19 protein-coding genes are annotated in these 22,928 nt (G+C 31.2%); 17 read left to right on the forward strand and 2 right to left on the reverse strand.

The window, feature by feature from the left end; genetic code table 11:
- Positions 1-8: 8 nt before the first annotated feature.
- From HNR33_RS05925 to HNR33_RS05950, 6 genes are all read left to right on the forward strand, one after another.
- Positions 9-3,092 carry a GNAT family N-acetyltransferase gene (locus HNR33_RS05925; protein ID WP_429081168.1) on the forward strand — a complete coding sequence of 1,028 codons (3,084 nt, stop codon included), beginning with the start codon at positions 9-11 and terminating at the stop codon, positions 3,090-3,092.
- An 11-nt stretch (positions 3,093-3,103) separates the two neighbouring features.
- The gene (locus HNR33_RS05930) at positions 3,104-3,982 is read left to right on the forward strand and encodes an amidohydrolase family protein (protein WP_429081171.1); all 879 of its coding nucleotides are present in this window, start codon (positions 3,104-3,106) and stop codon (positions 3,980-3,982) included.
- Positions 3,983-4,134: 152 nt separating this feature from the next.
- Positions 4,135-5,025 carry a GNAT family N-acetyltransferase gene (locus HNR33_RS05935; RefSeq protein WP_429081173.1) on the forward strand — a complete coding sequence of 297 codons (891 nt, stop codon included), beginning with the start codon at positions 4,135-4,137 and terminating at the stop codon, positions 5,023-5,025.
- A 157-nt stretch (positions 5,026-5,182) separates the two neighbouring features.
- Positions 5,183-6,613 carry a TldD/PmbA family protein gene (locus HNR33_RS05940; RefSeq protein WP_429081175.1) on the forward strand — a complete coding sequence of 477 codons (1,431 nt, stop codon included), beginning with the start codon at positions 5,183-5,185 and terminating at the stop codon, positions 6,611-6,613.
- Positions 6,613-7,917 carry a metallopeptidase TldD-related protein gene (locus tag HNR33_RS05945; RefSeq protein WP_429081177.1) on the forward strand — a complete coding sequence of 435 codons (1,305 nt, stop codon included), beginning with the start codon at positions 6,613-6,615 and terminating at the stop codon, positions 7,915-7,917. The genes HNR33_RS05940 and HNR33_RS05945 overlap by 1 nt, the downstream gene beginning before the upstream one ends.
- A gap of 134 nt (positions 7,918-8,051) precedes the next feature.
- Entirely contained in the window at positions 8,052-8,825 is a 774-nt protein-coding gene (locus HNR33_RS05950; RefSeq protein ID WP_429081178.1) for a DUF2087 domain-containing protein, read from the forward strand.
- A gap of 131 nt (positions 8,826-8,956) precedes the next feature.
- Here HNR33_RS05950 and HNR33_RS05955 read toward each other — a convergent pair whose 3' ends face one another.
- Entirely contained in the window at positions 8,957-10,735 is a 1,779-nt protein-coding gene (locus tag HNR33_RS05955) for a M3 family oligoendopeptidase (protein ID WP_429081180.1), read from the reverse strand.
- A gap of 205 nt (positions 10,736-10,940) precedes the next feature.
- Between HNR33_RS05955 and HNR33_RS05960 the strand changes: the two genes are divergently transcribed.
- The 5 genes from HNR33_RS05960 (at position 10,941) to HNR33_RS05980 (ending at position 13,920) form a co-directional block, all read left to right on the forward strand.
- Positions 10,941-11,351, forward strand: coding sequence for a C-GCAxxG-C-C family (seleno)protein (locus HNR33_RS05960; RefSeq protein ID WP_429081183.1), 411 nt, complete (start codon positions 10,941-10,943; stop codon positions 11,349-11,351).
- Between the two features lie 14 nt (positions 11,352-11,365).
- A complete protein-coding gene (locus tag HNR33_RS05965; RefSeq protein WP_429081184.1) occupies positions 11,366-11,926 on the forward strand; it encodes a DNA-3-methyladenine glycosylase I in 561 nt (186 codons plus the stop codon).
- Positions 11,927-12,088: 162 nt separating this feature from the next.
- The gene (locus HNR33_RS05970) at positions 12,089-12,457 is read left to right on the forward strand and encodes a GntR family transcriptional regulator (RefSeq protein ID WP_429081185.1); all 369 of its coding nucleotides are present in this window, start codon (positions 12,089-12,091) and stop codon (positions 12,455-12,457) included.
- Between the two features lie 3 nt (positions 12,458-12,460).
- Positions 12,461-13,156, forward strand: a complete 696-nt coding sequence (locus tag HNR33_RS05975; protein ID WP_429081187.1) for an ABC transporter ATP-binding protein — start codon at positions 12,461-12,463, stop codon at positions 13,154-13,156.
- A complete protein-coding gene (locus HNR33_RS05980; RefSeq protein ID WP_429081189.1) occupies positions 13,156-13,920 on the forward strand; it encodes a hypothetical protein in 765 nt (254 codons plus the stop codon). The genes HNR33_RS05975 and HNR33_RS05980 overlap by 1 nt, the downstream gene beginning before the upstream one ends.
- Before the next feature lie 62 nt (positions 13,921-13,982).
- Here the strand turns inward: HNR33_RS05980 and HNR33_RS05985 are convergent, their stop codons facing one another.
- Entirely contained in the window at positions 13,983-14,243 is a 261-nt protein-coding gene (locus HNR33_RS05985) for a cysteine-rich small domain-containing protein (RefSeq protein ID WP_429081191.1), read from the reverse strand.
- Positions 14,244-14,554: 311 nt separating this feature from the next.
- Here HNR33_RS05985 and HNR33_RS05990 point away from each other — a divergent pair, with 311 nt between their 5' ends.
- The 6 genes from HNR33_RS05990 (at position 14,555) to lysA (ending at position 22,890) form a co-directional block, all read left to right on the forward strand.
- A complete protein-coding gene (locus HNR33_RS05990; RefSeq protein ID WP_429081194.1) occupies positions 14,555-16,864 on the forward strand; it encodes an ATP-binding protein in 2,310 nt (769 codons plus the stop codon).
- 57 nt (positions 16,865-16,921) lie between these two features.
- Complete coding sequence (locus tag HNR33_RS05995; RefSeq protein WP_429081196.1) at positions 16,922-17,425, forward strand: D-glycero-alpha-D-manno-heptose-1,7-bisphosphate 7-phosphatase; 504 nt, start codon at positions 16,922-16,924, stop codon at positions 17,423-17,425.
- A 147-nt stretch (positions 17,426-17,572) separates the two neighbouring features.
- Positions 17,573-18,202: a M15 family metallopeptidase gene (locus HNR33_RS06000; protein ID WP_429081199.1), complete on the forward strand. Its 630-nt coding sequence runs from the start codon at positions 17,573-17,575 to the stop codon at positions 18,200-18,202.
- Positions 18,203-18,310: 108 nt separating this feature from the next.
- Positions 18,311-19,396: a dipeptide epimerase gene (locus tag HNR33_RS06005; RefSeq protein WP_429081202.1), complete on the forward strand. Its 1,086-nt coding sequence runs from the start codon at positions 18,311-18,313 to the stop codon at positions 19,394-19,396.
- A gap of 17 nt (positions 19,397-19,413) precedes the next feature.
- A complete protein-coding gene (locus HNR33_RS06010; protein ID WP_429081204.1) occupies positions 19,414-21,276 on the forward strand; it encodes a sigma-54 interaction domain-containing protein in 1,863 nt (620 codons plus the stop codon).
- Positions 21,277-21,600: 324 nt separating this feature from the next.
- On the forward strand, positions 21,601-22,890 hold the full coding sequence (lysA, locus tag HNR33_RS06015) for a diaminopimelate decarboxylase (RefSeq protein ID WP_429081207.1): 1,290 nt from the start codon (positions 21,601-21,603) through the stop codon (positions 22,888-22,890).
- Positions 22,891-22,928 lie beyond the last annotated feature (38 nt).

The following is a 22,928-nucleotide window of genomic DNA, read 5'->3' on the forward strand; positions in this document are numbered from 1 at the left end:
GATTAAAAATGAACGGAATTAAAATAGTTGAATACGAAAGGGCACATGCTAAATCATTGGCTGACATGTGGAACATGAGTGCTGATAACTGGGGGGGATCTGACAGCATATATACTGAGGAGAGTGCAATAGAGGAAAACGAAAATACTGGCAATATAAACACATATGTAGCAATAGATGGTGAAAAAGTTGTAGGTTATTGTAGCTTTTCAGAATATAGGCAGGATGATGGAGCAATGTACATACCTCTTTTGAATGTTCGTCCAGATTATCATGGCAAAAAGGTCGGTAAACAATTAGTTCTTCAAACTGTAAAAAGAACTATTGAGCTTGGGTGGCCCAGACTTGATTTATATACTTGGGCAGGGAATACTAAAGCAGTTCCTCTTTATAAAAAGTGCGGCTTTTTCTGGGAGAAAAGAGACGATGCAACACATCTAATGAATTTCATACCTACAGTAATGCAAACAGAGGCTGTAAAGGAATACTTTGAAATATTTGACTGGTATGAGGATAGTAAAAGAGATATTGCAGTAAGTCCTGACGGAAATGAAGAAGATAACTATTCTAATTATGAATACTTATGGGAAAAAGATGGGAAACATTTGAGAATGGTTTTCGAAAGAAAAGGAAGAGGCTTACGATTAATTGATACAAATGACTATATTATAAGTGCAGATATCTCAGAAAAAGATTTAGTTTTCGGAAGAGAATATAATATAACCTATCATGTTGTCAATAAGACTGGTAAAAAATTAGATATTGCTATAAAAGGCAAGAACGATAAAAACATCACTTTTTCTTTTGAAGCAGAAGCTTCAGTAGCGGATGAGAAAACGTTTATTGCTAATTTCTTTGTCGGAGAAATAGAAGAAGAACAGAGTCATTGGAGAACACATCCTTGTGTTATAGCTGAAATTATGATTAATGGTAAAAGAGCTTTTTTAAAAGTAGGAATTAATCCTAAGTTTCCAGCGAAACTTTCACTTACTGCGCCTGATGTGCAGAAGCTAAAGAATGTTAATTCTGATTTTTATATAGACATTCAAAATAATTTTAATGAAGACACTGTATTTGAGTTCACATTACCTGATTCAGATGACATTGATTTTGAAGATAGAAGTTTTAGTATACCTTTAAAGCCAAAAGAAAAAGCTTCTATTCTTATATCATATACCTTAAATAATCCGTTTTTGTATCAAGCTATGTTAAATATAAAAGCTACTCTTAATAATGAAGTTGTTGAATTTAAGAAAAAAATATCGCTATATTTTAATGGATACACAGGTAGATTTGGAGGAGAAACTGATGAACAATGGATTGTATATAATGGGAACTATTCTTTACACTTAAATAAGTTTGATAATGATTTGATAGTGAAGAAATATCCTGATACTGTACATGAGATGATAGTATTTTATCCTAGAGTTGGGTTACCATTTTCTCTTGAATTTTCAAAGGAAAAACCACATACAGTTGAGAACTATTGTGAAGATGACTATATTGTACTTAAAGCTTTTTATAATTCAAGAGATTTTAAAAATATACAACTAATATCATTATCTAAACTATATCCAAATGGAATTGTAGAGCATAATTATGAAGTTCAAAATATAACAGATAAGGATACTGATGAAGATGTTTGGTTCAGTCAGAGCTACTATTATGATTTGGCGGATGCAGTAATACCTTATGATACTGAATTTGTAGAAATAAATGGATATGACAGTACTAGCCTTGACTATTGGGATAGTAGTAAATTTACTGAAAACTGGATTTATTCAAGTGAAGGCAAATCAACTTTTAGCTTTTGTTGGCCTAAGGAAGATAAAATAAAGTTTAACATGTGGTATTTTTCAATTGATAAAAATTTAGGTAAAATTCCTGCAAACTCAAGTATAAGCACAGAACCATGTTTTATAGCAATAGACACATTTAAAGATTGGAAAGAACTTAGGAAATTTGCTGTAAAACATGACTGTAATGATGATTCACATACAATTAGCAAACTCGAATTTAGTATCAATGATGGTAATCCATTTGTGGGAAAAAGCTTCAATGCAGCCTTTAAGGAGTATAGGAAATCATATTTTGATGGAGTCATCACTTTGAGTTCGAAAAATGACTTATTCGAACCTATTGTGAAAAACTTCTCCAAAGAAGACTTTGTTAACAATACTGAAATGATTGTTTCATTAGATAACAATGCAAACATTGATATTCTCTCACTAGATGTTGATTTTGAATCAGTAGCTTTTCAAAAGAAAATAGCAATATTTAAAACTAACAATGATACTATTAATAGCGAAAGAACATTTGAAAATGAATTAGAGATATTCTCAGTAGACAATGGGGAGATAAAAATTAAATCTTCTCCACAATTTGCAAATTCTATATTTTCTCTAGTGTATAATGGGCATGAATGGCTTGACACATCCTTCCCTACACCTACACCTAAATCCTGGTGGAATCCTTGGACAGGAGGAATAATAAGTCATCCTAGAGAGTTAACTCTTATTTCACTTAGTGAGGAAGAAAAAGAAGCAGATTTTATACAGATTAAAGATAGTCTAGGTAATATGTGGAGTGGTATAAAAATTTCAGCAAATATTAAGAAAAATGATAAATTTAAGGGTTTTAAGATGTACCAATACTATTTAATGCTTCCAGGCTTGCCAGTATTGTGTTGCACAACAGAAATTGTTCAAAAAACAGGCTATTATTTCAATTCTGTAGAATATATGACTGAAGTTTTTATGAAGCTTGATGAAGAGTTGAAAAATAATAGATTTACTGTGCAAAATCAATCAGGAGAGATGGTTACCTATAAGGCTGGAAAGGCTTTTGATATTAGGACAAATGGATCAATTACATTTGAGGGAGTTAATAGAACTGATAAGATGATGGTCTATAGTAATGGAGATGTCCCACTATGGGGATTTTCTAACAATGAAGCAGTAGGTAGCTTTGTAATTAACAAAATAGAGGCTAAAAATAATACTCAATTCTTTATGCCTCCAGCATTTTTAATATTCACTAAAGAAGTTATTGACCATGATTTACTAAAAAATTTACGAAATATAAAATTTTAGGAGAATAAATTATGAAAATAATAGATGCTCATTTGCATTTCTCAAGAATTGAGAGCTTTAATAAAACTGCTAGAGATATTTCTATTGTTGATTATTCAGCTTCAGGTCTGATAAAGGAATTTGAAGAAAACAACATAATAGCTGGTATAGGAATGGGATTGACAGAGGAAATGAGCGGGGGGTTCCCCGACACCTCCTCTCCTAACCCTATGAAACTTGATATAGGAGATAAACTGCCAAATAACTTAGCCTATTGTATAGGCGTTAATCCTGTTAGGTTATTGGGTAAATCAAAAGAGCTAGAGCTTGAAAATATTGAAGCAGAATTAAAAGGTGATGCTATAGGGATAAAGATATATGCTGGATATTATCAGTATTATGTTTATGACACTGTATATGATCCAGTATATGCTTTGGCTGAGAAATATAATGTACCAGTAACTATCCATAGTGGAGACACTTATTCTGATAGAGGAATCTTAAAATATTCTCATCCATTAACAGTAGATGAGCTTGCAGTAAAATACAGGGGCGTTAAATTTATAATTGCGCATTTGGGTGACCCCTGGGTCATGGATACTGCTGAGATAATTCGTAAAAATCCAAATGTGTTTACTGACCTTTCTGGGCTTATTATTGGTGATAGTACAGAAATTGAAAGAATGAAGCAAAAACAGCTATTTATTGACCATATCAAAAGAAGCTTAGTATATGCAGATAACTATTATAAAGTGCTATTTGGATCGGATTGGCCACTTGTACAGCTAAAGCCTTATATAGAATTCATAAAAGAAATCATTCCTGAAGAATTCCACGAGTATGTATTTTATAAAAATGCTTTAAGTGTGTTTAATAGGTTGAATAGAATGAAGACTCAAAAAGATATTTAATGACTATGAGGTCATACGACGAAATAATTTATATATCTCTTTTTAAAACTGTGAAAAGATAGAGATATGCGATATGACTCATAGGTCACTCATGAATAAAATACAGGTTTTTCCCTGACTGTTTTATTTCGTTTATGTTAGGAGGAAAATATATGAGAGTAATAAAATTAGAATCAAATAGAACTGCTGAGTTTATTAAATACTGCAAAAAATATGCAGATGAACATGACCCATCATTCTTGAGTGATGAAGACCTAAGAGAATTTGAACTTGATGAGAATAATCCTACATATATCTTAATTGATAAAAAAGACAAGATTGTGGGAGCTGGGTCACTTATGCTTCCTCAGAGTTATAGAGAAAATAGAAGAGGAAGGTTTAGAATTTTACATACTGAACATCCAAGTCTTGAAGCATACGAATTACTACTTGAGCCATTTATGAGGTATACAGAGGAAATAGATAACATTTATCTATTCATTCCTGAGAATAAAAAATCAATTGGTGATATCTGTGAAAATCTTGGTTTTAGAATTCAAAGATATTCATGGGTGATGAAAAAATTATCAGATAAAGCGGACAATCCAATTTTCCCAAAAGGATATCAACTTAAACCGTTTAGATTTGGTCAAGATGAACAGATCTGGTGTGATATATTAAATATTTGTTTTTCTCATTTAGCTGGACATTTAGACAGTACCCCTGATAGAATAGCTGAATTTGAGAACAGTGAATATTATCTAGAAGACGGAATGATGATGCTTTATGATAATAATAAAGCGGTTGGTATAGTGAGGGTAAGCTTAGAAGATGAAGAACCACAAAAAGATTCATACCTTGACCATCTAGCGGTTTTGCCGGAATACCAAGGAAAAGGACTAGGAAGAAACCTGCTGAGGGCAGGAGTACAGCTTAGTAAAAAGCACGGATTAAAATATACATGGCTGACTGTCAATGCAGAGAATAACAAGGCTGCAGAATTATATACAAATGAAGGATTTGATAAAGAAGAAGTTATAATTTGTTATAATAAGAAACTCTAATGGCACATTACTTTAAAGCAACAATATAAAAAATTAATTAAATAAGGACGATTTGTTTAATTTATTCAATTTATATATTGATTTTTTATAAGTTTACTGATAGATTTAAAATATGAAATAATTTATAATAACTCAAAATTTAAGGGGGTGTACCACAATGCAGGTAGGTATGTCAAAGTATTTACAAGCTCAAAAACAATTATTAAAGGAGCTAGTTTCAGCATTATCAAAGGATTTTAAATACGTTTCTGTATTAGGAACAGATATAAGTGGTAAGCAGTACATAGTTCACAGAACAGGTGCAGGGTTAAATGATTCTATGTGGGCAGAAAGAGGATTTGTGGTAAGAGTGCACAATGGAACTAACTATTCAGAGTTTTCATTTAATCAAATATCAAAAGATAGTTTGAACTCAATAATTAAAAAGATACATAGTAAGGTACTAAACGACATTAATAGCCTAAAAGAACATTCAATTGATTTGAGTAATTATCCTGTTATTGAAGAAGAAGCAATAACAGATAGCTTTTTTGGTGAAGTACAAATACTTCCTGAAAGCGTGAGCTCAAAAGAAAAGCTTCAGAAAATGACTTCAATCAAGGATAAAGCGCTTAAAAGTACGGAATTATTAATAGATATGAAGGTAGCATATGAAGAAGTACAAGTATCCAAAGTCTTTGTTTCTCAAAATAAAGATCTTGAACAGTCTTATATTTGGGGACAAGGTGCACTGATGCCAATTGTTAGAAAAGATGATAATACAAAGTATTATTATGAAAGTATATCGGGGCTAAAGGGAGTCGAAATATTAGATGAAATGGAGTTAAAATGTGAAGAAACAGTGTCCTATGCTGAAAAACTTCTTGATGCGAAAAGAATGATACCTGGAGAATATGATGTTATTTGTAATCCTGAAGTTTCAGGATTAATAGCACATGAGGCTTTTGGACATGGGGTAGAAATGGATATGTTTGTTAAAAACCGCGCAAAGGCAGTTGAATATCTAGGAAAGCAAGTTGCATCGGAGCTAGTGATAATGCATGATGGTGCTAAATCAGCAAAGCAGGTTTCATCTTACCTTTTTGATGATGAAGGAGTAATAGGAACAGACACTGTAATTATTGATAAAGGAATATTAAAAACTGGAATATCAGATTTATTATCGTCATTAAGGCTTAATACAAAGCCTACTGGAAATGGAAAGAGAGAGTCATTTGAAAGAAAGGCATATGCGAGAATGACTAATACATTTTTTGCAGCAGGAGAAGATAAGCTTGAAGATATGATAGCTTCCATAAAATATGGTTACTTACTAGAAAACTTTACTAGTGGTATGGAAGATCCAAAAAACTGGGGAATCCAGTGTATGATACTTGCAGGTAAAGAAATAAAAGATGGTAAACTAACTGGTAATATAGTATCGCCAGTTATAATGACAGGATATGTCCCAGATGTTTTGCAATCGGTCTCGATGGTTTCTGATGAAGTTAAGTTATTTGGAGCAGGAGCGTGCGGTAAAGGACATAAAGAGTTCGCAAAAACCGCGGATGGTGGTCCATATATTAAAACAAGAGCGAGGTTGGGATAATGATAGATAAAATTAGAGAAATATTATTAAACTCAAGAGAAGTAGATAGTTGGAAAGTAAACGAAAGCAAGATTGAATCAAGTGAATTATTCTTTATTAAAAAAGAGTTAGATATGAATCGAGCTAAGGAAGTACATCACTTTAAAGTTACAGTATATAAGGATTTTGAAGAAGAGGGTGTTATGTACAAAGGTTCTTCCACAACAAACATTTATCCTACTATGAGTACTGAAGAGATAGAAAAGGCAATTGAGAGTGCAGCTTTTGCAGCTTCATTTGTTAAGAATAAACATTATCCATTAGTGAAGCCTTCGGAAGTAGCTATGTCCAATATTAAAAGTGAATTTTCAAAGGCTTCTATTTCAGAATGGTTGCCTAAGGTAACTGAAGCCATATTTGGCTCAGATAAATATGAAAATGGAAGTATAAATTCATCTGAACTCTTCCTTGAAAAAATATATACTAGGATAATCAACTCTGAAGGTGTTGATGTATCATATGACGGATACAAAGGGCAAATAGAGTTGATAACAAACTGGAAAGAAGAAGGAGAAGAGATTGAACTATATAAAGATGTTAAATTTGCTGATTTCAATAAAGAAGATATAATCGAATGTGTAGAAGATATGCTTAAAATGAGCAAGAATAAGGCTATAGCAAAGTCCACGCCAGCATTAAACAATATACCAGTTCTTTTATCTGGTGAGCCTGTTAAGGAGTTTTTTAGCTATTATTATGAGCAAGCTAACGCTCAACTTGTATATGAGGGCATATCTACAGCAAAGGTTGGAGAATGTATTCAAGGAAAAGAAATAAAAGGAGATAAGATCAATATCACTGTTGATCCACTTTTAAAAACATCAACATTATCAGCTCCATATGATGAAGATGGATATCCATTAAAAGCAGTAGAGATATATAGTGATGGTATACTAGAAGGATATTGGGGAAACAATAGATTTTCCAATTATTTAAATATTGAACCTACGGGAAATATCAGAAATATTATAGTTCATGAAGGAAGTAAAAATATAGACAATTTGAAAAGTGAACCGTATCTTGAACTGGTTGCATTTTCTGATTTTCAGATGGATACAATGACTGGAGATTTTGCAGGTGAAATAAGACTAGGATGGTATTTCGATGGAAAAGATTTAACTCCAGTAACTGCAGGTTCTATATCAGGAAATATCAAAGACGTACAACAGAAAATGTATTTTTCTAAAGAAATTCAACAGTTAAATAATTTTAAAGGTCCAAAAACAATTAAGCTGCAAAATGTAAGTATAGCAGGAAATGAATAAAGATATTAGGGTTTTGATATTTATCAAAGCCCTTTCTTTTTGAATATTAATTAGTAAAAGAAAATAAGTTTACAAAACACAAACGATTGTATATAATGTTTATATAATAGCAAACATTATAGGGGTTGGTTTGGTTGAAAAGAACAGATGAATTATTTTGGAATGCTACGGTAGACGAGATTGTAAAAGGATACAAATATGATGATTTTACAGAGGAATATATATGCCTTATATGTGGAAAAAGCTTTACAAAGGGAATAATATACCCACTTTCGGACATTTTATATGATGCTCAAAAAGCTATTAAGCTTCATATTAATAATGAACATGGATCGGTATTTGAATATCTGATAAATATGAATAAAAAATATACTGGATTAACAGATATTCAAAAGGATATACTAAACTTTTTTTATAAAGGTATTAGTGATAAGGAAATAATTGAGCTTCAAGGTGGAGGGAGTACATCAACAATAAGGAATCATCGTTTCAAGTTAAAAGAAAAGGAGAAACAAGCGAAGGTATTCCTAGCAATGATGGAATTATTAGAAAAAAAGAAAGACAAAGGTAAACCAGAAACCGAAGGTATGGAATTCATTAATATTCATAAGGGGGCTACAATGGTGGATGATAGGTATGCAATTACTGAAAAGGATAGAGAGAATGTAATAAAAAACTATATTAAAGAAGATAGACTTACAGTTTTCCCTAGCAAAGAAAAGAAAAAAATAATAATACTTCAATACTTCATGAAAAAATTCAAGGCAGGTATAAATTATTCTGAGAAAGAGGTTAATGATATAATAAAGCAATTGTATGATGATTATGTTACAGTAAGAAGATATCTTATTGAATATGGATTTATGGAAAGAAGTAATGATTGCAGCCAGTATCGGGTAAAAATATAACATAATAAAAAGGAGTGAAGATTCACTCCTTTCTATTACCTATAGGAAAGTTCTAATTTTCCTTAATATAAGCTTTCTATTAATGGGTTAAAAGGCTTAATTAATATATTGACGCTTCTATAGAAGCTTTTTTACAAAGAATTACCTAACTTAATAAATCTTTCAATATCCTTTTCGATCAGCTTCAATGAGCTTCTCCAAAACTCTACTGAGTTTACGTCTATATTCATCATCTTAGTGATATCGGCAATTTTATTTTTACCAGTAGATTGAAGAAGTTTATCATACTCTGGAACGAATTCTTTACCACGTTTAAGATATTCAGCATATATTCCCTTAGCAAAAAGAAGTCCAAATGCATATGGGAAGTTATAAAAGTTAAGGCTAGCATAGTAGTAATGAGGTTTATTAGCCCACATATATGGATGAAGACAACTATGATTTAAACCATTACCATAAGCTTCTTTTTGCGCATTTAGCATTATTTCTTTAAGCTCATTTACTGAAAGGGAGTGGTCTTCTCTTATTTCGAACAATTTACTTTCAAATAAGAACCTACTATATATATCAACTATTACCTGTCCTGCATCTGAGATAGAAGATTCTAATAGATTGAAAGCTTCTTTGTCAGATGCTTCATTAAGAGCTGCGTTCATCACTATTGTTTCACAGAATATGGATGCAGTTTCAGCTATAGGCATAGGATAGTGACTATTTAAAATTGTTTCATCTTTAAGGCAAGAACCATGGTAGCCGTGTCCTAACTCATGGGCTAATGTAGTCATATTACTAAAGCTTCCATTAAAGTTAGATAAGATTCTACTTTCTTTTATTGCGTGAAGATTTGAACAGAAAGCTCCTCCTCTCTTACCTTCCCTAGGTTCTGCATCAATCCATCTTTTTGCAAATGCATTGTCTGCAAAGTCTGCAAGTTTATCACTGAAGGTTCTAAAGTTCTTAACTATGTAATTTCTTGCCTCTGCATAAGAAAACTTGATATCAGCCTCTCCCATAGGAGCAAACATATCATAGAAAGGTAAGCCATTTTGGTGTCCTAGTAGTTTAGCTTTTTTTCTATAATACTTATGAAATACCGGAAGACTTTCCTTCATAGCAGTAAGCATAGCGTCAAGAGTTTCCTTTTCCATTCTTGATTTTATCAGTGTTTCTTCTATTGGAGATTTGTAACCTCGCATTTTGGAAACAGTAATGACCTCTCCTTTTATACCATTTAAGCATGCAGCAGACGATTGTTCTATTTTCTTATATGAGTTAAGTTCTGCTTCATAAGCATTTTTTCTAACATTAGGATCTTTATCATATGCCATATTTCTGACTATTGGAAGCGGTAGTTGTTTATTTTCATCTCCCATGGAGATATCAACAAGTAATGTAGATGATAACATGTTTTGAAGCTTTGACCAAGCTTTTGAGCCTGTGTTTGCCATTTTAGAAACAAGAATCTCCTCTTGATCACTTAATAGATATTTAGAACTGTCTGCAAGTTCATTAAGATAGAAGAGATGTTCTTTTAAAAGAATAGATGAATATATAATTTCTTCAAGGTTTTCTAAAGAACCTAAGAACTTTTGAAAAGCAACTGATGGTTTAGTTAATTCGGTATATTTAGCCTGAAGTTTATCTATAAATTCAAGAGCTTTTTCATTTTTTGCATCAACACTTGATGACAGATTTGCATATGACATAAGTTTAGTAAATACATTAGAGAATTCAATTTCATACTTAATATAATCTTCAATCTTTTTAGTAGCATTTTCTTTTGAAGCAAGACTAGCCTCAGACCATGTTTTAATTTCTTCAATTTGCTTATAGCATTTTTCTAAATCCTTCTTAAATTCGTCGGATTCAAACGAAGTGTACAGTTCATCTAAACTCCATTTCATATTCATTTTGATTCCTCCTAACCAAATGTAAATTTTAACCTTATTTTTATGATACATTTAATATGTTAAAAGTTCAATAAAAAAAGCCCTATTATAGATTAACATATTAGTTTATACTTAATAATATGAGAAGATGTTGTATTATCAACAAATAACTGATTAAATATTTATTCAATTAAAAAATAAAATATATATCTTAGGAGGGACATATATGCTCAAAGAGCTAATGAAAGAGGGCTTTGGAAAGGATAAAAAATTGAATTGTGCTGAAAAAATCTTATATGGAGCAAATGAAGCCTATAACTTAGGTTTAGATAAAGAAAGCTTAAAGGTAGTAGCTGGATTTGGAGGGGGAATGGGTATCGAAAGTGTATGTGGTGCATTAACTGGCTCTATTATGGTCTTAAGTAAGCTTTTTGTAAATGATGTTGCACATGAGAGTGATAAAATAAAAGAATTGACTCAAGAGTTACTACATAGATATGGAAATGAAATGGGTGATATTAACTGCTCAGCCTTAAAGAAAAATCATAGAACATTATTCTCAGGCTGTGATAAGGTAATTGTAAAAGCGGCAGAAATACTAGACGATATTGTAGTTCGTGAACTTAAAAATAGCTAGAGAGGTGAAATGCGTTGATAAAAAGGTGTAAATGGGTAACGGATGATCCTATATATATTGAATACCATGATAAAGAATGGGGAATCCCAGTTCATGATGATAGAAAACTATTTGAATTTCTTATTCTAGAAGGAGCTCAAGCTGGATTAAGCTGGATAACTATACTAAAGAAAAGAGAAAATTATAGAAAGGTATTTGATGACTTTGATCCAGTAAAAGTTGCACAGTACGGTGAAGAAAAGATTCAAGAGCTTTTATCCAATAAAGGTATAGTACGGAATAGAAGAAAAATAGAATCAACAGTTAATAATGCTAAAGAGTTCCTAGCTATACAAAAAGAGTTTGGTAGCTTTGATAAGTATATATGGCAATTTGTTGGTGGAAGTCCAAAGATAAATAACTGGAATAGAATAGAAGAGGTGCCAGTTACGACAGTAGAGTCAGACCTAATGAGTAAGGATTTAAAGAAACGAGGTTTTAAATTTGTCGGCTCAACTATTTGTTATTCTTTTATGCAGGCTGTTGGCATGGTAAATGATCATACAACTGATTGTTTTAGGTATAGCGAAGTATAATTGAGGTAGGAAAAAATTCCTATCTCATTTTTTATCAAAAATGTTTTTACATATATAAAATATAAAAAAATATATTGACAATACTATTGTGCTGGTGTACTATGTAATTAATACACTAATACGATAGTATGTTTATTTTGTTTAAAAAGGAGGAGGTGTAGTATGAGTCTAGATTTTGACGAGAATATACCTATATATCTTCAGATAATTGAAATGATTAAAAGAGAAATAGTTACTGGTGAATTAAATGGAGGTGATAAATTGAGTTCTGTCAGAGAATTATCTCAACGATTAAAAGTAAATCCTAATACGATACAAAGAGCCTATCAAGAGCTTGAGAGAGAAGGATTAACATATACACAAAGAGGAATGGGGACATTTGTATCAGAGGATAAGCAAATAATAATTAAACTAAAAAAGGATATGGCTATAGGGGTATTAGATAGCTTTATAAATGGAATGAAGCAGTTAGGCTTTAGCAACACTGAAATTATAGAAATGGTAAACGAAAAGTTTAAAAAGGAGGATTAATAAATGGAACTTATATTAGAAGCAAAAGGCTTAAGCAAAAGCTATTTTAATAAAAAAGCACTCAGTAATGTTGATTTAGAGCTTCCTAAAGGGAAAATACTAGGGTTGTTAGGACCAAATGGAAGTGGAAAAACCTCTTTTATCAAAATTGCAGCTGGGATTCTTACATCTTCTTCTGGAGAAATACTGATAGATGGACACAAGCCAGGTGTATATACAAAATCAGTAGTGTCATACCTGCCGGATAGAAACTATCTTTATAAATGGATGAAGATAAAGGATGCTATAGGCTTATTTAGGGATTTTTATAATGATTTTGATGAAAAGAAAGCGTATGAATTACTAGACTTCATGAAGCTTGATAGCGAAGCTAAGGTGACATCACTTTCAAAGGGAATGCTTGAAAAATTTCAGCTGACACTGGTACTCTCAAGAAAAGCAAAGCTTTATATATTAGATGAACCTATAGCTGGAGTTGACCCAGTTGCTAGAGAAAAAATATTGGATGCAATCATAAATAACTATGCTGAAGATAGCTCAATGATCATAACAACTCATCTTGTTAAAGATATAGAAAGAGTGTTTGATGATGTAGCATTCATATCAAACGGCAAGATAGTACTATCAGGAAATGCAGAAGAGCTTAGATTGAGTAAAGGAAAGTCTATTGATGAGCTGTTTAGGGAGGTGTTTGAATAATGGGCAAATTATTAAAGTATGAGATTAAAGGAAGCTACAAGACGTTTATGATAGTATTTGCGTCAATGATACTACTAAGTTTATTTTTACTATTTAAAATTGATGCTTCTAATATTATAGGGAGAACCATTGCATTAGCATTAGTCGATGTTGCAGCTTTCATGGCTATACTATTGATGATAGTAGGGTTGTTCAATAAGGAAATGTATGAAGATAGAGGGTACCTAACATTTACATTGCCTGTTAATGGAAGAAACTTTCTAGGAGCTAAGCTAGTATCTTCATTATTATGGTTTTTAGTAGCGTCAGTTATATCATTAATATTTTTATATTTCATACCTACAGAAGATTTACGAGCTCAGATTATTCAAAGCTTAAGCACATACATTAACTGGAAAGCTGTGAGCTTAAATGTTTTATCGGAATTGTTTAGTGGAATATTTTTTATGACTATAATATTTTTCTCTATAACAATAAGTAAGATAGCATTAAAAAATAAGACAGCTGGAAAATTAACTGGATTTGTAGTTTTTGTTGCAGTTAACATCTTTTACTCATTTACTAGCTCTAAGTTAATGCAGGCTTTTCCTCAAGAAATCAATATAGGATTATCAAAAATGAATAATGCACTTATCTTAGAAGGGAGTAAACTATCTATAGATATGCCAAGTATCAATATTGCTGCTGCTGTATTTAGCATAATATTTATGATAGCCTTATTCTGGACTACAAGCTACCTAATAGATAACAAAATAGAAATATAAATAAAAAAGACTTGCTTCATTTGATGATGATGATATGATGCAAGTCTTTTTTTTACATTTATTTATTCTTTTTCACTACCTATTCTGATAACTTCTCCCATTTTAGACATTATATATTCATATCCACCAATACTATGAGGAATTGTACAGCTGGAACAGTCTTTTATCCCGTTATTGTATTTAAATCCACCACCACACTTATCTTTTAACATATATAATGGGCAATAGCAAAATAGACAGTTAAATTCGTCGTTATTTTTTACTTTATGGCATGGAAAATATTCGCATTTAGAGTTCTGAAAAAACTTATAATTTTCGCTCATTATCATCTCTCCTACTGATAAAATTTAAAATGGCTTGTACAAACTATATACCTATGAAACTATTATATATTAAAAGTCATTACAAATAAATAGAATAAGAAATTTTTAAAAAATGAATGAAAGTTTAATATCATTCACAAAAAATAGTACTTAAAATAGCTTTTTTTAAAGATTTCTTAAAGGAATTTAGAAAAAATAGTAGAAAAATATAGAAGAGAAGTAAAACATTCACAACAAATTAATGCTTTTTTCGACACAAGCATACAAAATGCATGAATTCTTTGTATTTCTATCTAAAAGGAGAGACGTGAATGGAATTATTTTCTGTTATGACGTTTACAGCAACATTTATAATATTAGCTATAGGAATGTATGTTGTAATTTTAAATCCAAAAAATAGTGCAAATATACTGTTTCTTTGTTTATGTTTAAGTGTATCTGTTCTTAGCTTCACGTATACAGATTTAGTGTTTTTCAGAATAGGAGAAAGTACTCTTATTTGGTATAGAATATGTTTATTTTCAGTTTGCTTCTCTATTCCATTGAGTACGAGTTACATTTATGCTTTTACTAGGAATAAACGTAATTATGGCAAGCTGTGGAAGCAAATGATTCTTTATCTTCCTGCAGTTATTTTTTATTATACTGGATTATCCGAAGATTTTGCATTTGAAGTTATACTAAAAGGGAATATAGTTTTTGCAAGTTTACCTAAAAAAGAGCCTATTTGGTTTTGGAGCTTTTTCTTGTATTGTATAACCTGTTTTATGCAGTGTATTAACTATATTGTTACCTGGTACAGATATTCAAAAAGCAATATGGCAAAGAATAAGGTGAAATTTTTAGTGGCATTTTGTGTTGTCCTACTCTTTTTAACTTATTCTCCATATATTATGTATACTATCGTAGGTATAAAGTCTTTCATAGCACCTCTTCAACTGTTATGGGTAATATTCGGCATTGTTTTTTCTATGGTAAAGTACAAAATGGCTATATACACTCCAGTTATTGCAGCTGATAAAATAGTTTCAACTATAGATATAATGTTTTTTGTGGATACCTATGGAAATATAGTAAAAACTAATGGTAAAACTTTAGAACTATTAAGGTATGATCTAGATGATATGTTAAATAGGAATATTAGAGAAATAATTGATGATAAAAGTATAATAACTAAGGAGAAAAAAAAGCTTGAAGATGAAAAATTGGAATCTAGCAGAATTGAGCTAAATCTTTTAACAAAATATAATGATGTTGTACCAGCTAGTATAACCTTGTCGATTGTGAGAGATAATTTTAACGATTTAGTTGGATATGTACTTACTGGGCAAGATTTAAGGTATACTAAAAAGCTTGAGAATGAAATAATTAGAAGAAAGGAAGTCGAAATAGAGCTTAAGAAAAGTAAAGAAAAATATAAAATATTTTTCGAAATGTCTACTGACTGTATATATGTGATAGATATTGATGGAGAAAGAATTATTGAAGCAAATCCAATTACACTAAATAAGTTTAAAACATCACTAGAAGAACTGTCAAAAGCTAGTGTATATGATATATTTACAGATAAAAATGGCAGGAAAGTTAAACAGAATATTTTAAAACTAGGAGCAGGAGATGAAATACGAGGATTAGAGCTTGAAGCTAAAGATACATCAGGCAAACAACTTATATTTGAGATAAATATATCACCTATTTTTGAAGATGGTAAGTTAGTTAAAATATTGAACTTTGCTCGTGATATTACTGAACGTAAGCATGCTGAAGAGCTTAATAAAAAAGTTGAAGAAAAAAATAGATTGTTAAGTCAGCTACAGTATTATGATAAGGTGAGGAATGAATTTTTAGCAAATATATCCCATGAACTAAGGACTCCATTAAATATTCAACTTGGTGTTCTTCAAATGTTCGATATGATATTAGCTAAACCAATAACTGAAGAAAGGAAAGATAAGTTAGTTAGCTACTCTAATATATTAAGGCAGAATTGCTATAGATTAATTAGAATTGTAAATAACCTTATTGACATAACAAAAATAGATTCAGGACATTTAGATATTAAGTTTGCAAAATGCAATATAGTATATCTTATTGAAGAGATAACATTTTCCGTAGCAGAATATATTAAGGATAGAGAAAGAATACTGATATTTGATACTGATATTGAAGAACAAATAATTACCTGTGATCCTGAAAAAATAGAAAGAATAATATTGAATCTTTTGTCTAATGCTATTAAATTTACTGAGAGAGGAGATACCATAAAGGTTAATATAGAAAGTAAAAAAGAAACTATTATTATATCTGTAGAAGATACAGGCATAGGAATACCTGATGAAATACATGACATAATTTTTGAAAGGTTTATTCAGGCAGATAAATCCTTTACAAGAAGAGCTGAAGGTAGTGGAATAGGGCTATATATTGTTAAATCATTAGTGGAAATGCATAATGGCAATATTTATTTAGAAAGTAAATATGGTTTAGGAAGCAAATTCATAATAGAATTACCAGCATACCATATTTCAAATAATGAAATAGCTGCTACATATATTGAAGAAGAATCTATAAATGAGCATATAGAAAGAATAAATATTGAGTTTTCAGATATATACTCATAAAATTACATATAATAATGTTATATAAAAAGCTTAAAAGGATAATTAAGAGGTGATAAAGTGAAAAAAGCTATCTTTTTAGATAGAGATGGAGTAATAAATGATAATAAGAGGCATGTAAATAAGCCTGATGATTTGGTTATTTACGATTCCGCAAAACAAGGTTTAGATAAGCTTTACAGAGCTGGATATGATTTGTACATTGTTACGAATCAAGGTGGTGTTGAATTAGGGCATCTAACAGAATACAATTTAGATAAGATCCATGAAAAATTAGTGAATGAGATTAATCCATATTGTGAAATAAAAGATATAAAGTACTGTCCTGACTTCAAGAGAAAATCTGATTGCAGAAAACCTAAGCCAGGTATGATTCTAGAACTTGCAGAAGAGTATAATATTGATTTAAAACAGAGTTGGATGATAGGAGATATGGATACAGACGTTGAAGCAGGTATAAGAGCAGGATGCAAAACTGCTAAAATAGGTAAAATTAATGATAGTGCAGATATAAATGGAGATAATTTAAATGATGTGGCTAAAAAAATCATACAATTAGGATAAAATCAAACCGTATTTTTACGGTTTTTTTTTTACAAATATTAGAATTAAAAAATTGTTTTTAACTTTCGTGCTAGGTTATTATAACATGAAAGGAATTTTGATACTAGTGTAGAATTCAGATTTAAAACATCAGTACAGGGGGTCCAAATGGGAGCATATGAAATAAATACTATAAAAATCTTACGGAACAAAACAATAAGAGAGATAAAAGGACTAGTACTTCTAAAGGATTTAGATGATAGCTTCGTTATTGATCTAAAATATGCAACAGAAGATAATTTTGTTAGAAAAGCAGTATATCCGGTATCGATATGTGCAATAAGAACAGAAACAGGCGAAAAGCTGGTAAGAGCTAATCAGATTTTCAAAAAAAAGGGATATACAATAAAAGTATGGGATGCGTATAGACCATTACATGTGCAAAGGTTGTTTTATGAAGCATATCCTGATCCAAATTTTGTAGCAAAGCCACCAGAAAATCCTATGATATCTGGCTTTGAGCCTAGTCATAATAATGGAATGTCAGTAGATATTACTTTAGTAGACATAAATGGAAATGAAATTGAAATGCCTACGGAGTTTGATAACTTTACTGATAAAGCAGCCACAAATTCTCTTGAAATGACTGAAAATGCAAGAAAAAATGTTAATTATCTTATCGAAGTTATGGAAAGTGTTGGATTTAAAAACTATGAGGGAGAATGGTGGCACTTTAATGATGTCATGGAAACGCCTTTACCATATTTAGATATACCATTACAAGCTTTTATTGAGTAAATTTTCAATATTTTTAGAAAATTTCGCTTTAGTACTTTAAAAGGATGCTGTTAAATAGTATAATATTATTAAATGTTTTTCAATATATTAAAAAAAGGGGGACAACATATGAGAATTAAAGAAATACAAGTAGGACAAATTTCCGTTCCATTAAAAAAACCTTTTAAAACGGCTTTAAGGACAGTTGATAAGGTTGAAGATATTGTAATTAGAATTATCACTGATACTGGACATATTGGATATGGGGAGGCACCTCCTACTGCAGTAATAACAGGGGATACAAAAGGGTCTATAAAATGTGCTATAGAAGAATTTATTAAACCGCAAATTATGGCACTTGATATTGAAAACATTGAAGTGATTATGAAAAAAATTGATTCAGCCTTAGTAAAAAATACTAGTGCTAAGGCCGCGGTAGATATAGCTATATACGATCTTTTTGGACAATTACATAACTCGCCTTTGTACAAGCTTCTGGGAGGTTATAGAAAAGAGATAATTACTGATATTACAATAAGTGTAAACGATCCTGAAGAAATGGCACAAGATAGTATTGAAGCAGTTCAAAGAGGATATAAAACTTTAAAAATTAAGGTTGGAAAAGATTCCAAATTGGACATGAAGAGAATAAAAGCAATAAGAGAGGCAGTTGGATATGATATTGAATTAAGATTAGATGCAAATCAGGGATGGAGTCCTAAAGAAGCTGTTACAATCCTTACGAAGATGGAAGAGAAAGGGTTTAATATAGAATTAGTTGAGCAGCCAGTTAAGGCGCATGATTTAGAAGGACTTAAATATGTTACTGATAATGTTGACACACCTATTTTAGCCGACGAAAGTGTTTTTTCACCAGCTGATGCTATAAGGATTATACAGGATAGAGCTGCTGATTTAGTAAACATCAAGCTCATGAAAACAGGTGGAATTCATAATGCACTAAAAATATGTTCTGTAGCAGAGATATATGGAGTAGAGTGTATGATAGGATGCATGCTTGAAAGCAAGCTTAGTGTCAGTGCTGCAGTACATTTAGCCGCTGCAAAAAGTATTATTACTAAAATTGATTTAGATGGACCAGGGTTATGTAGCATTGACCCAATAGAAGGTGGGCCAGTTTTTGAAGACTATAAAATAACGCTTTGTGATGAGCCAGGGTTAGGATTTAAAACTATTGGCAATGCAACCTTTTAGTTAAAGGATGATGCTATATGTTTGACAGAGATAGTTATGCTAGAAAATTTACAGATATGATGTCAGAAGGTTTCATATTTATTGATAATAAAGGCAGAATCCAGATATATAACAATAAGGCTAAAGAAATATTCGGAATTGCATATAACTATGGTATCAGTCATAGTTCGGGTATGATTGAAAAAGAAGATATAGTAATAATAGGAGATAATTGTCTTGGCAAGGATGATGGGAATCTTACTCCCGAAGCATTAAGCTGTATAGGTGTTAGTGATTCTGGGATACAAGTTGGAGATGCATTAATAGCTGTTGGAAGTTATAAAAGCAAAAAAAAGGAGGCGGCTGTATACAAGTTTATCAAGCCTGATTATGATGCTAACACACTAGAGCTTAGCTGTACTTATTTGAATACCGAGATTTCAGGACTAATAGACTTTAAGAGCAGAAATATAACTTTAAAGGTAAATAAAGATAAATACAACATGAATTATATTAAATACATTGGTCATATTGTAGTACTTGATGGTAATTCTAAAAAAATGAAGTTTTATCAGACCCAAGGTTATACAGCAAGAGGCGAAGGTATTTATGACTTATTAATGGGCAAAAAGTATAGAGCAAAAGGTGAGGACTCAGAATTTTTTAATGTCATTGGCAAGGATATATTTGAAATACATAAAGGCGGATCAACAATAGAAGAATTCTACTCAGCAGCAACGGGCAAAGATATAAGCTATGCAAATGAGTTCAAAGAAATAAATGGAAGACCCACTATATGCACTCTTTCTCCAGTAAACCAAGGTAAGCAAAGAGTGGGAGCCGTGCTAAAGGTTGAAGATATTTCTGAAATTAAAAAAGCTATAAGAGAGAGAGATGAAGCACTTCTTAATTTAGAGCAGATGGAAAGAAAACTTAAGGAAGAAGAAAGCTCAAAAAAATTATTACCTGAAATAATTGGTGAAAGTAAAGAAATCCTAAATGTAAAAAAGCTAGCTATAAAAGCTTCTAAGACTAATTCAACTGTGCTATTGCTAGGAGAAAGTGGTACGGGAAAAAGTCTACTAGCAAGAGCTATTCATAACAATAGTAAGCTTAAACACAAGCCATTTATACATGTTAATTGTGGTTCTATCCCCGAGACACTATTAGAAAGTGAACTGTTTGGATATGAAGGAGGAGCTTTTACTGGAGCTAGAGGAGAAGGAAAGGCTGGAATGTTTGAATTAGCTGAGGGAGGAACTATCTTCTTAGATGAAATCGGAGAAATCTCATTATTACTCCAAGTTAAACTTCTTCAAGTATTACAGGACAAATCTTTTTTTAAGATAGGTGGTAATAAAAATATAGAAGTGAACGTAAGAATTATTGTAGCAACAAATAAAAATCTTGAGGATGAAATGTTGAAGGGGAGTTTTAGAGAAGATTTGTATTATCGAATAAATGTTTTCCCCATATGGATACCGCCATTGAGAGAAAGAAAGCAAGATATATATCCTTTAGTACAAAATATGCTGCCTATGATTTGTTCAAGAATTGGATGTGAATCAAAAAGAGTTTCTGGTGAGGCTCTTAGTATTCTATCAGGCTATGAGTGGCCTGGAAATATTAGAGAATTAGAAAATATACTTGAAAGAGCAGTAAACTTAGCAGAAGGAAACACCATTTTATCAACACATTTAGCAATCAATAAAATTAAAAATATGAAAAAACATGAAGTTAAACAAATAGAATCATTAAAAGAAGCCATAATTGAAACAGAAAAAAAAGCAATAACAAATGCAATTTTACTTAGTGGAGGGGATAAAAAGGCTGCGATGAAATTACTGAATATTGGCAAAACAAGCTTTTATGAAAAAATAAAGAAATATAACATAGAATAGTCCGTATTTTAGGAAACATTCCTTAATCGTGGAATAAATCGATCAAATGGTTTGAATAGCTACAAATCAGCCATTATTACTAATATTCATACAAATATTTCTAATCTCAGTATTATTCTAACATAATTAGTTCGTAAATTCGGAAAAACTTATCTTTATTCCCATCAAAAAAACTAAAATTATAAATCTTAACTACTGTTTGTGAATTTGAAGACTACATGCGTTTAAAAAAATCACAATATTTTATCACAAACATTTGATGTATTGGCATGATAATTGCTCTTGAAATATTCAGAATATTATTACATTAGAGGAGCTGTCAATATGAAAAATATGGAGAATTCTTTGAATTTTAAATTCGCGGGCTATGATACTGTAAAGTTAGCTCAAAAATATGGTACACCGCTTTATGTGATTTCAGAAGAAATAATAAGAGATAGGTGTAGAGAGATACGAATAGATTTTTTAGAAAAGCATAGAAATACACGAGCTGCTTATGCTAGTAAAGCATTTTTGACTATGGCAATGTGCAAAATTATTGAAAGTGAAGGATTAGGACTCGATGTAGTATCAGGTGGAGAATTATATACTGCTATGAAAGCAGATTTTCCTATGGATAAGATTATGTTTCATGGAAATAACAAAAACTATAGTGAAATTGAGATGGCAGTCGAGAATGATGTAGGAAGAATTGTTGTAGACAATATAGATGAGATGGATATGATCGAAGAGATTGCAGCTAGGGCAAATAAGACTGTAAGTATATTAATGAGAGTGGCACCTGGAGTCGAAGGAAATACTCATAAGTACATAATAACAGGACAGAAAGATTCAAAATTTGGTATACCTCTTGATAAAGAAATTATAAATGAAGCCGTATCAAAAGCCATGAATAGTAATCATGTTGAATTAATGGGGTTCCATTTTCATATAGGATCTAATTTATTTGAGAATGATTCATACGTTAATGCTATTGAAACAGTTATGAATCTTTATAAAAGATTGAAGGATGAACTTGGTTTCGTCGCAAAAGAGTTAAATACTGGTGGAGGTTTCGGAATTTATTACACTAAAAATGACGACGTAAAGCCTTTAAGGTATTTTACAGACTGCATTATAGAGACTGTTCATAAATGCTGTAATAGTCTAGAATTAGACAAACCTACACTTATAATAGAGCCAGGGAGATGGATAATAGGAGAAGCAGGAATTACATTATATACAATAGGTACAGTAAAAGAAATTCCCAATATAAGAACATACGCAAGCGTAGATGGGGGATTACCAGATAACCCTAGACCTGCATTATACAGTGCAAAATATGAAGCTGTAGTTGCCAATAAATATAACTTAGAGCCTGATAGATTAGTTACTGTTGCAGGAAGATGTTGCGAAACTGGAGATATATTGATTTGGGATCTAAATGTACCAGAGCTTAAGAGAGGAGATACCTTAGCTGTTTTAAGCACAGGTGCTTATAACTATTCTATGGCTAACAACTATAATAAACTTCCTAGGCCAGCAGTTCTTTTGTTAAGAAAAGACGAGGAAAAAATAATAGTTGAAAGAGAAACATACGAAGACTTGCTTAAGAAAGAAAGAATTCCATTTTAGATATAAACACTAATATTAAGTATGTCAATTAACTTTCT

Source organism: Brassicibacter mesophilus (genome assembly GCF_050433385.1).
Taxonomy (GTDB): Bacteria; Bacillota; Clostridia; order Tissierellales; family Proteiniboraceae; genus Brassicibacter; species Brassicibacter mesophilus.

What these genes read in the sequence shown, in the direction of transcription:
- HNR33_RS06010 (WP_429081204.1), top strand. Translation starts at nt 19,414, where the DNA reads ATGTTTGACAGAGATAGTTATGCTAGAAAATTTACAGATATGATGTCA.
- HNR33_RS05980 (WP_429081189.1), top strand. Translation starts at nt 13,156, where the DNA reads ATGGGCAAATTATTAAAGTATGAGATTAAAGGAAGCTACAAGACGTTT.
- HNR33_RS05990 (WP_429081194.1), top strand. Translation starts at nt 14,555, where the DNA reads ATGGAATTATTTTCTGTTATGACGTTTACAGCAACATTTATAATATTA.
- HNR33_RS05970 (WP_429081185.1), top strand. Translation starts at nt 12,089, where the DNA reads ATGAGTCTAGATTTTGACGAGAATATACCTATATATCTTCAGATAATT.
- HNR33_RS06005 (WP_429081202.1), top strand. Translation starts at nt 18,311, where the DNA reads ATGAGAATTAAAGAAATACAAGTAGGACAAATTTCCGTTCCATTAAAA.
- HNR33_RS05925 (WP_429081168.1), top strand. Translation starts at nt 9, where the DNA reads ATGAACGGAATTAAAATAGTTGAATACGAAAGGGCACATGCTAAATCA.
- HNR33_RS05945 (WP_429081177.1), top strand. Translation starts at nt 6,613, where the DNA reads ATGATAGATAAAATTAGAGAAATATTATTAAACTCAAGAGAAGTAGAT.
- HNR33_RS05955 (WP_429081180.1), bottom strand. Translation starts at nt 10,735, where the DNA reads ATGAATATGAAATGGAGTTTAGATGAACTGTACACTTCGTTTGAATCC.
- HNR33_RS05930 (WP_429081171.1), top strand. Translation starts at nt 3,104, where the DNA reads ATGAAAATAATAGATGCTCATTTGCATTTCTCAAGAATTGAGAGCTTT.
- lysA (WP_429081207.1), top strand. Translation starts at nt 21,601, where the DNA reads ATGAAAAATATGGAGAATTCTTTGAATTTTAAATTCGCGGGCTATGAT.
- HNR33_RS05960 (WP_429081183.1), top strand. Translation starts at nt 10,941, where the DNA reads ATGCTCAAAGAGCTAATGAAAGAGGGCTTTGGAAAGGATAAAAAATTG.
- HNR33_RS05940 (WP_429081175.1), top strand. Translation starts at nt 5,183, where the DNA reads ATGCAGGTAGGTATGTCAAAGTATTTACAAGCTCAAAAACAATTATTA.
- HNR33_RS05935 (WP_429081173.1), top strand. Translation starts at nt 4,135, where the DNA reads ATGAGAGTAATAAAATTAGAATCAAATAGAACTGCTGAGTTTATTAAA.
- HNR33_RS06000 (WP_429081199.1), top strand. Translation starts at nt 17,573, where the DNA reads ATGGGAGCATATGAAATAAATACTATAAAAATCTTACGGAACAAAACA.
- HNR33_RS05975 (WP_429081187.1), top strand. Translation starts at nt 12,461, where the DNA reads ATGGAACTTATATTAGAAGCAAAAGGCTTAAGCAAAAGCTATTTTAAT.
- HNR33_RS05985 (WP_429081191.1), bottom strand. Translation starts at nt 14,243, where the DNA reads ATGAGCGAAAATTATAAGTTTTTTCAGAACTCTAAATGCGAATATTTT.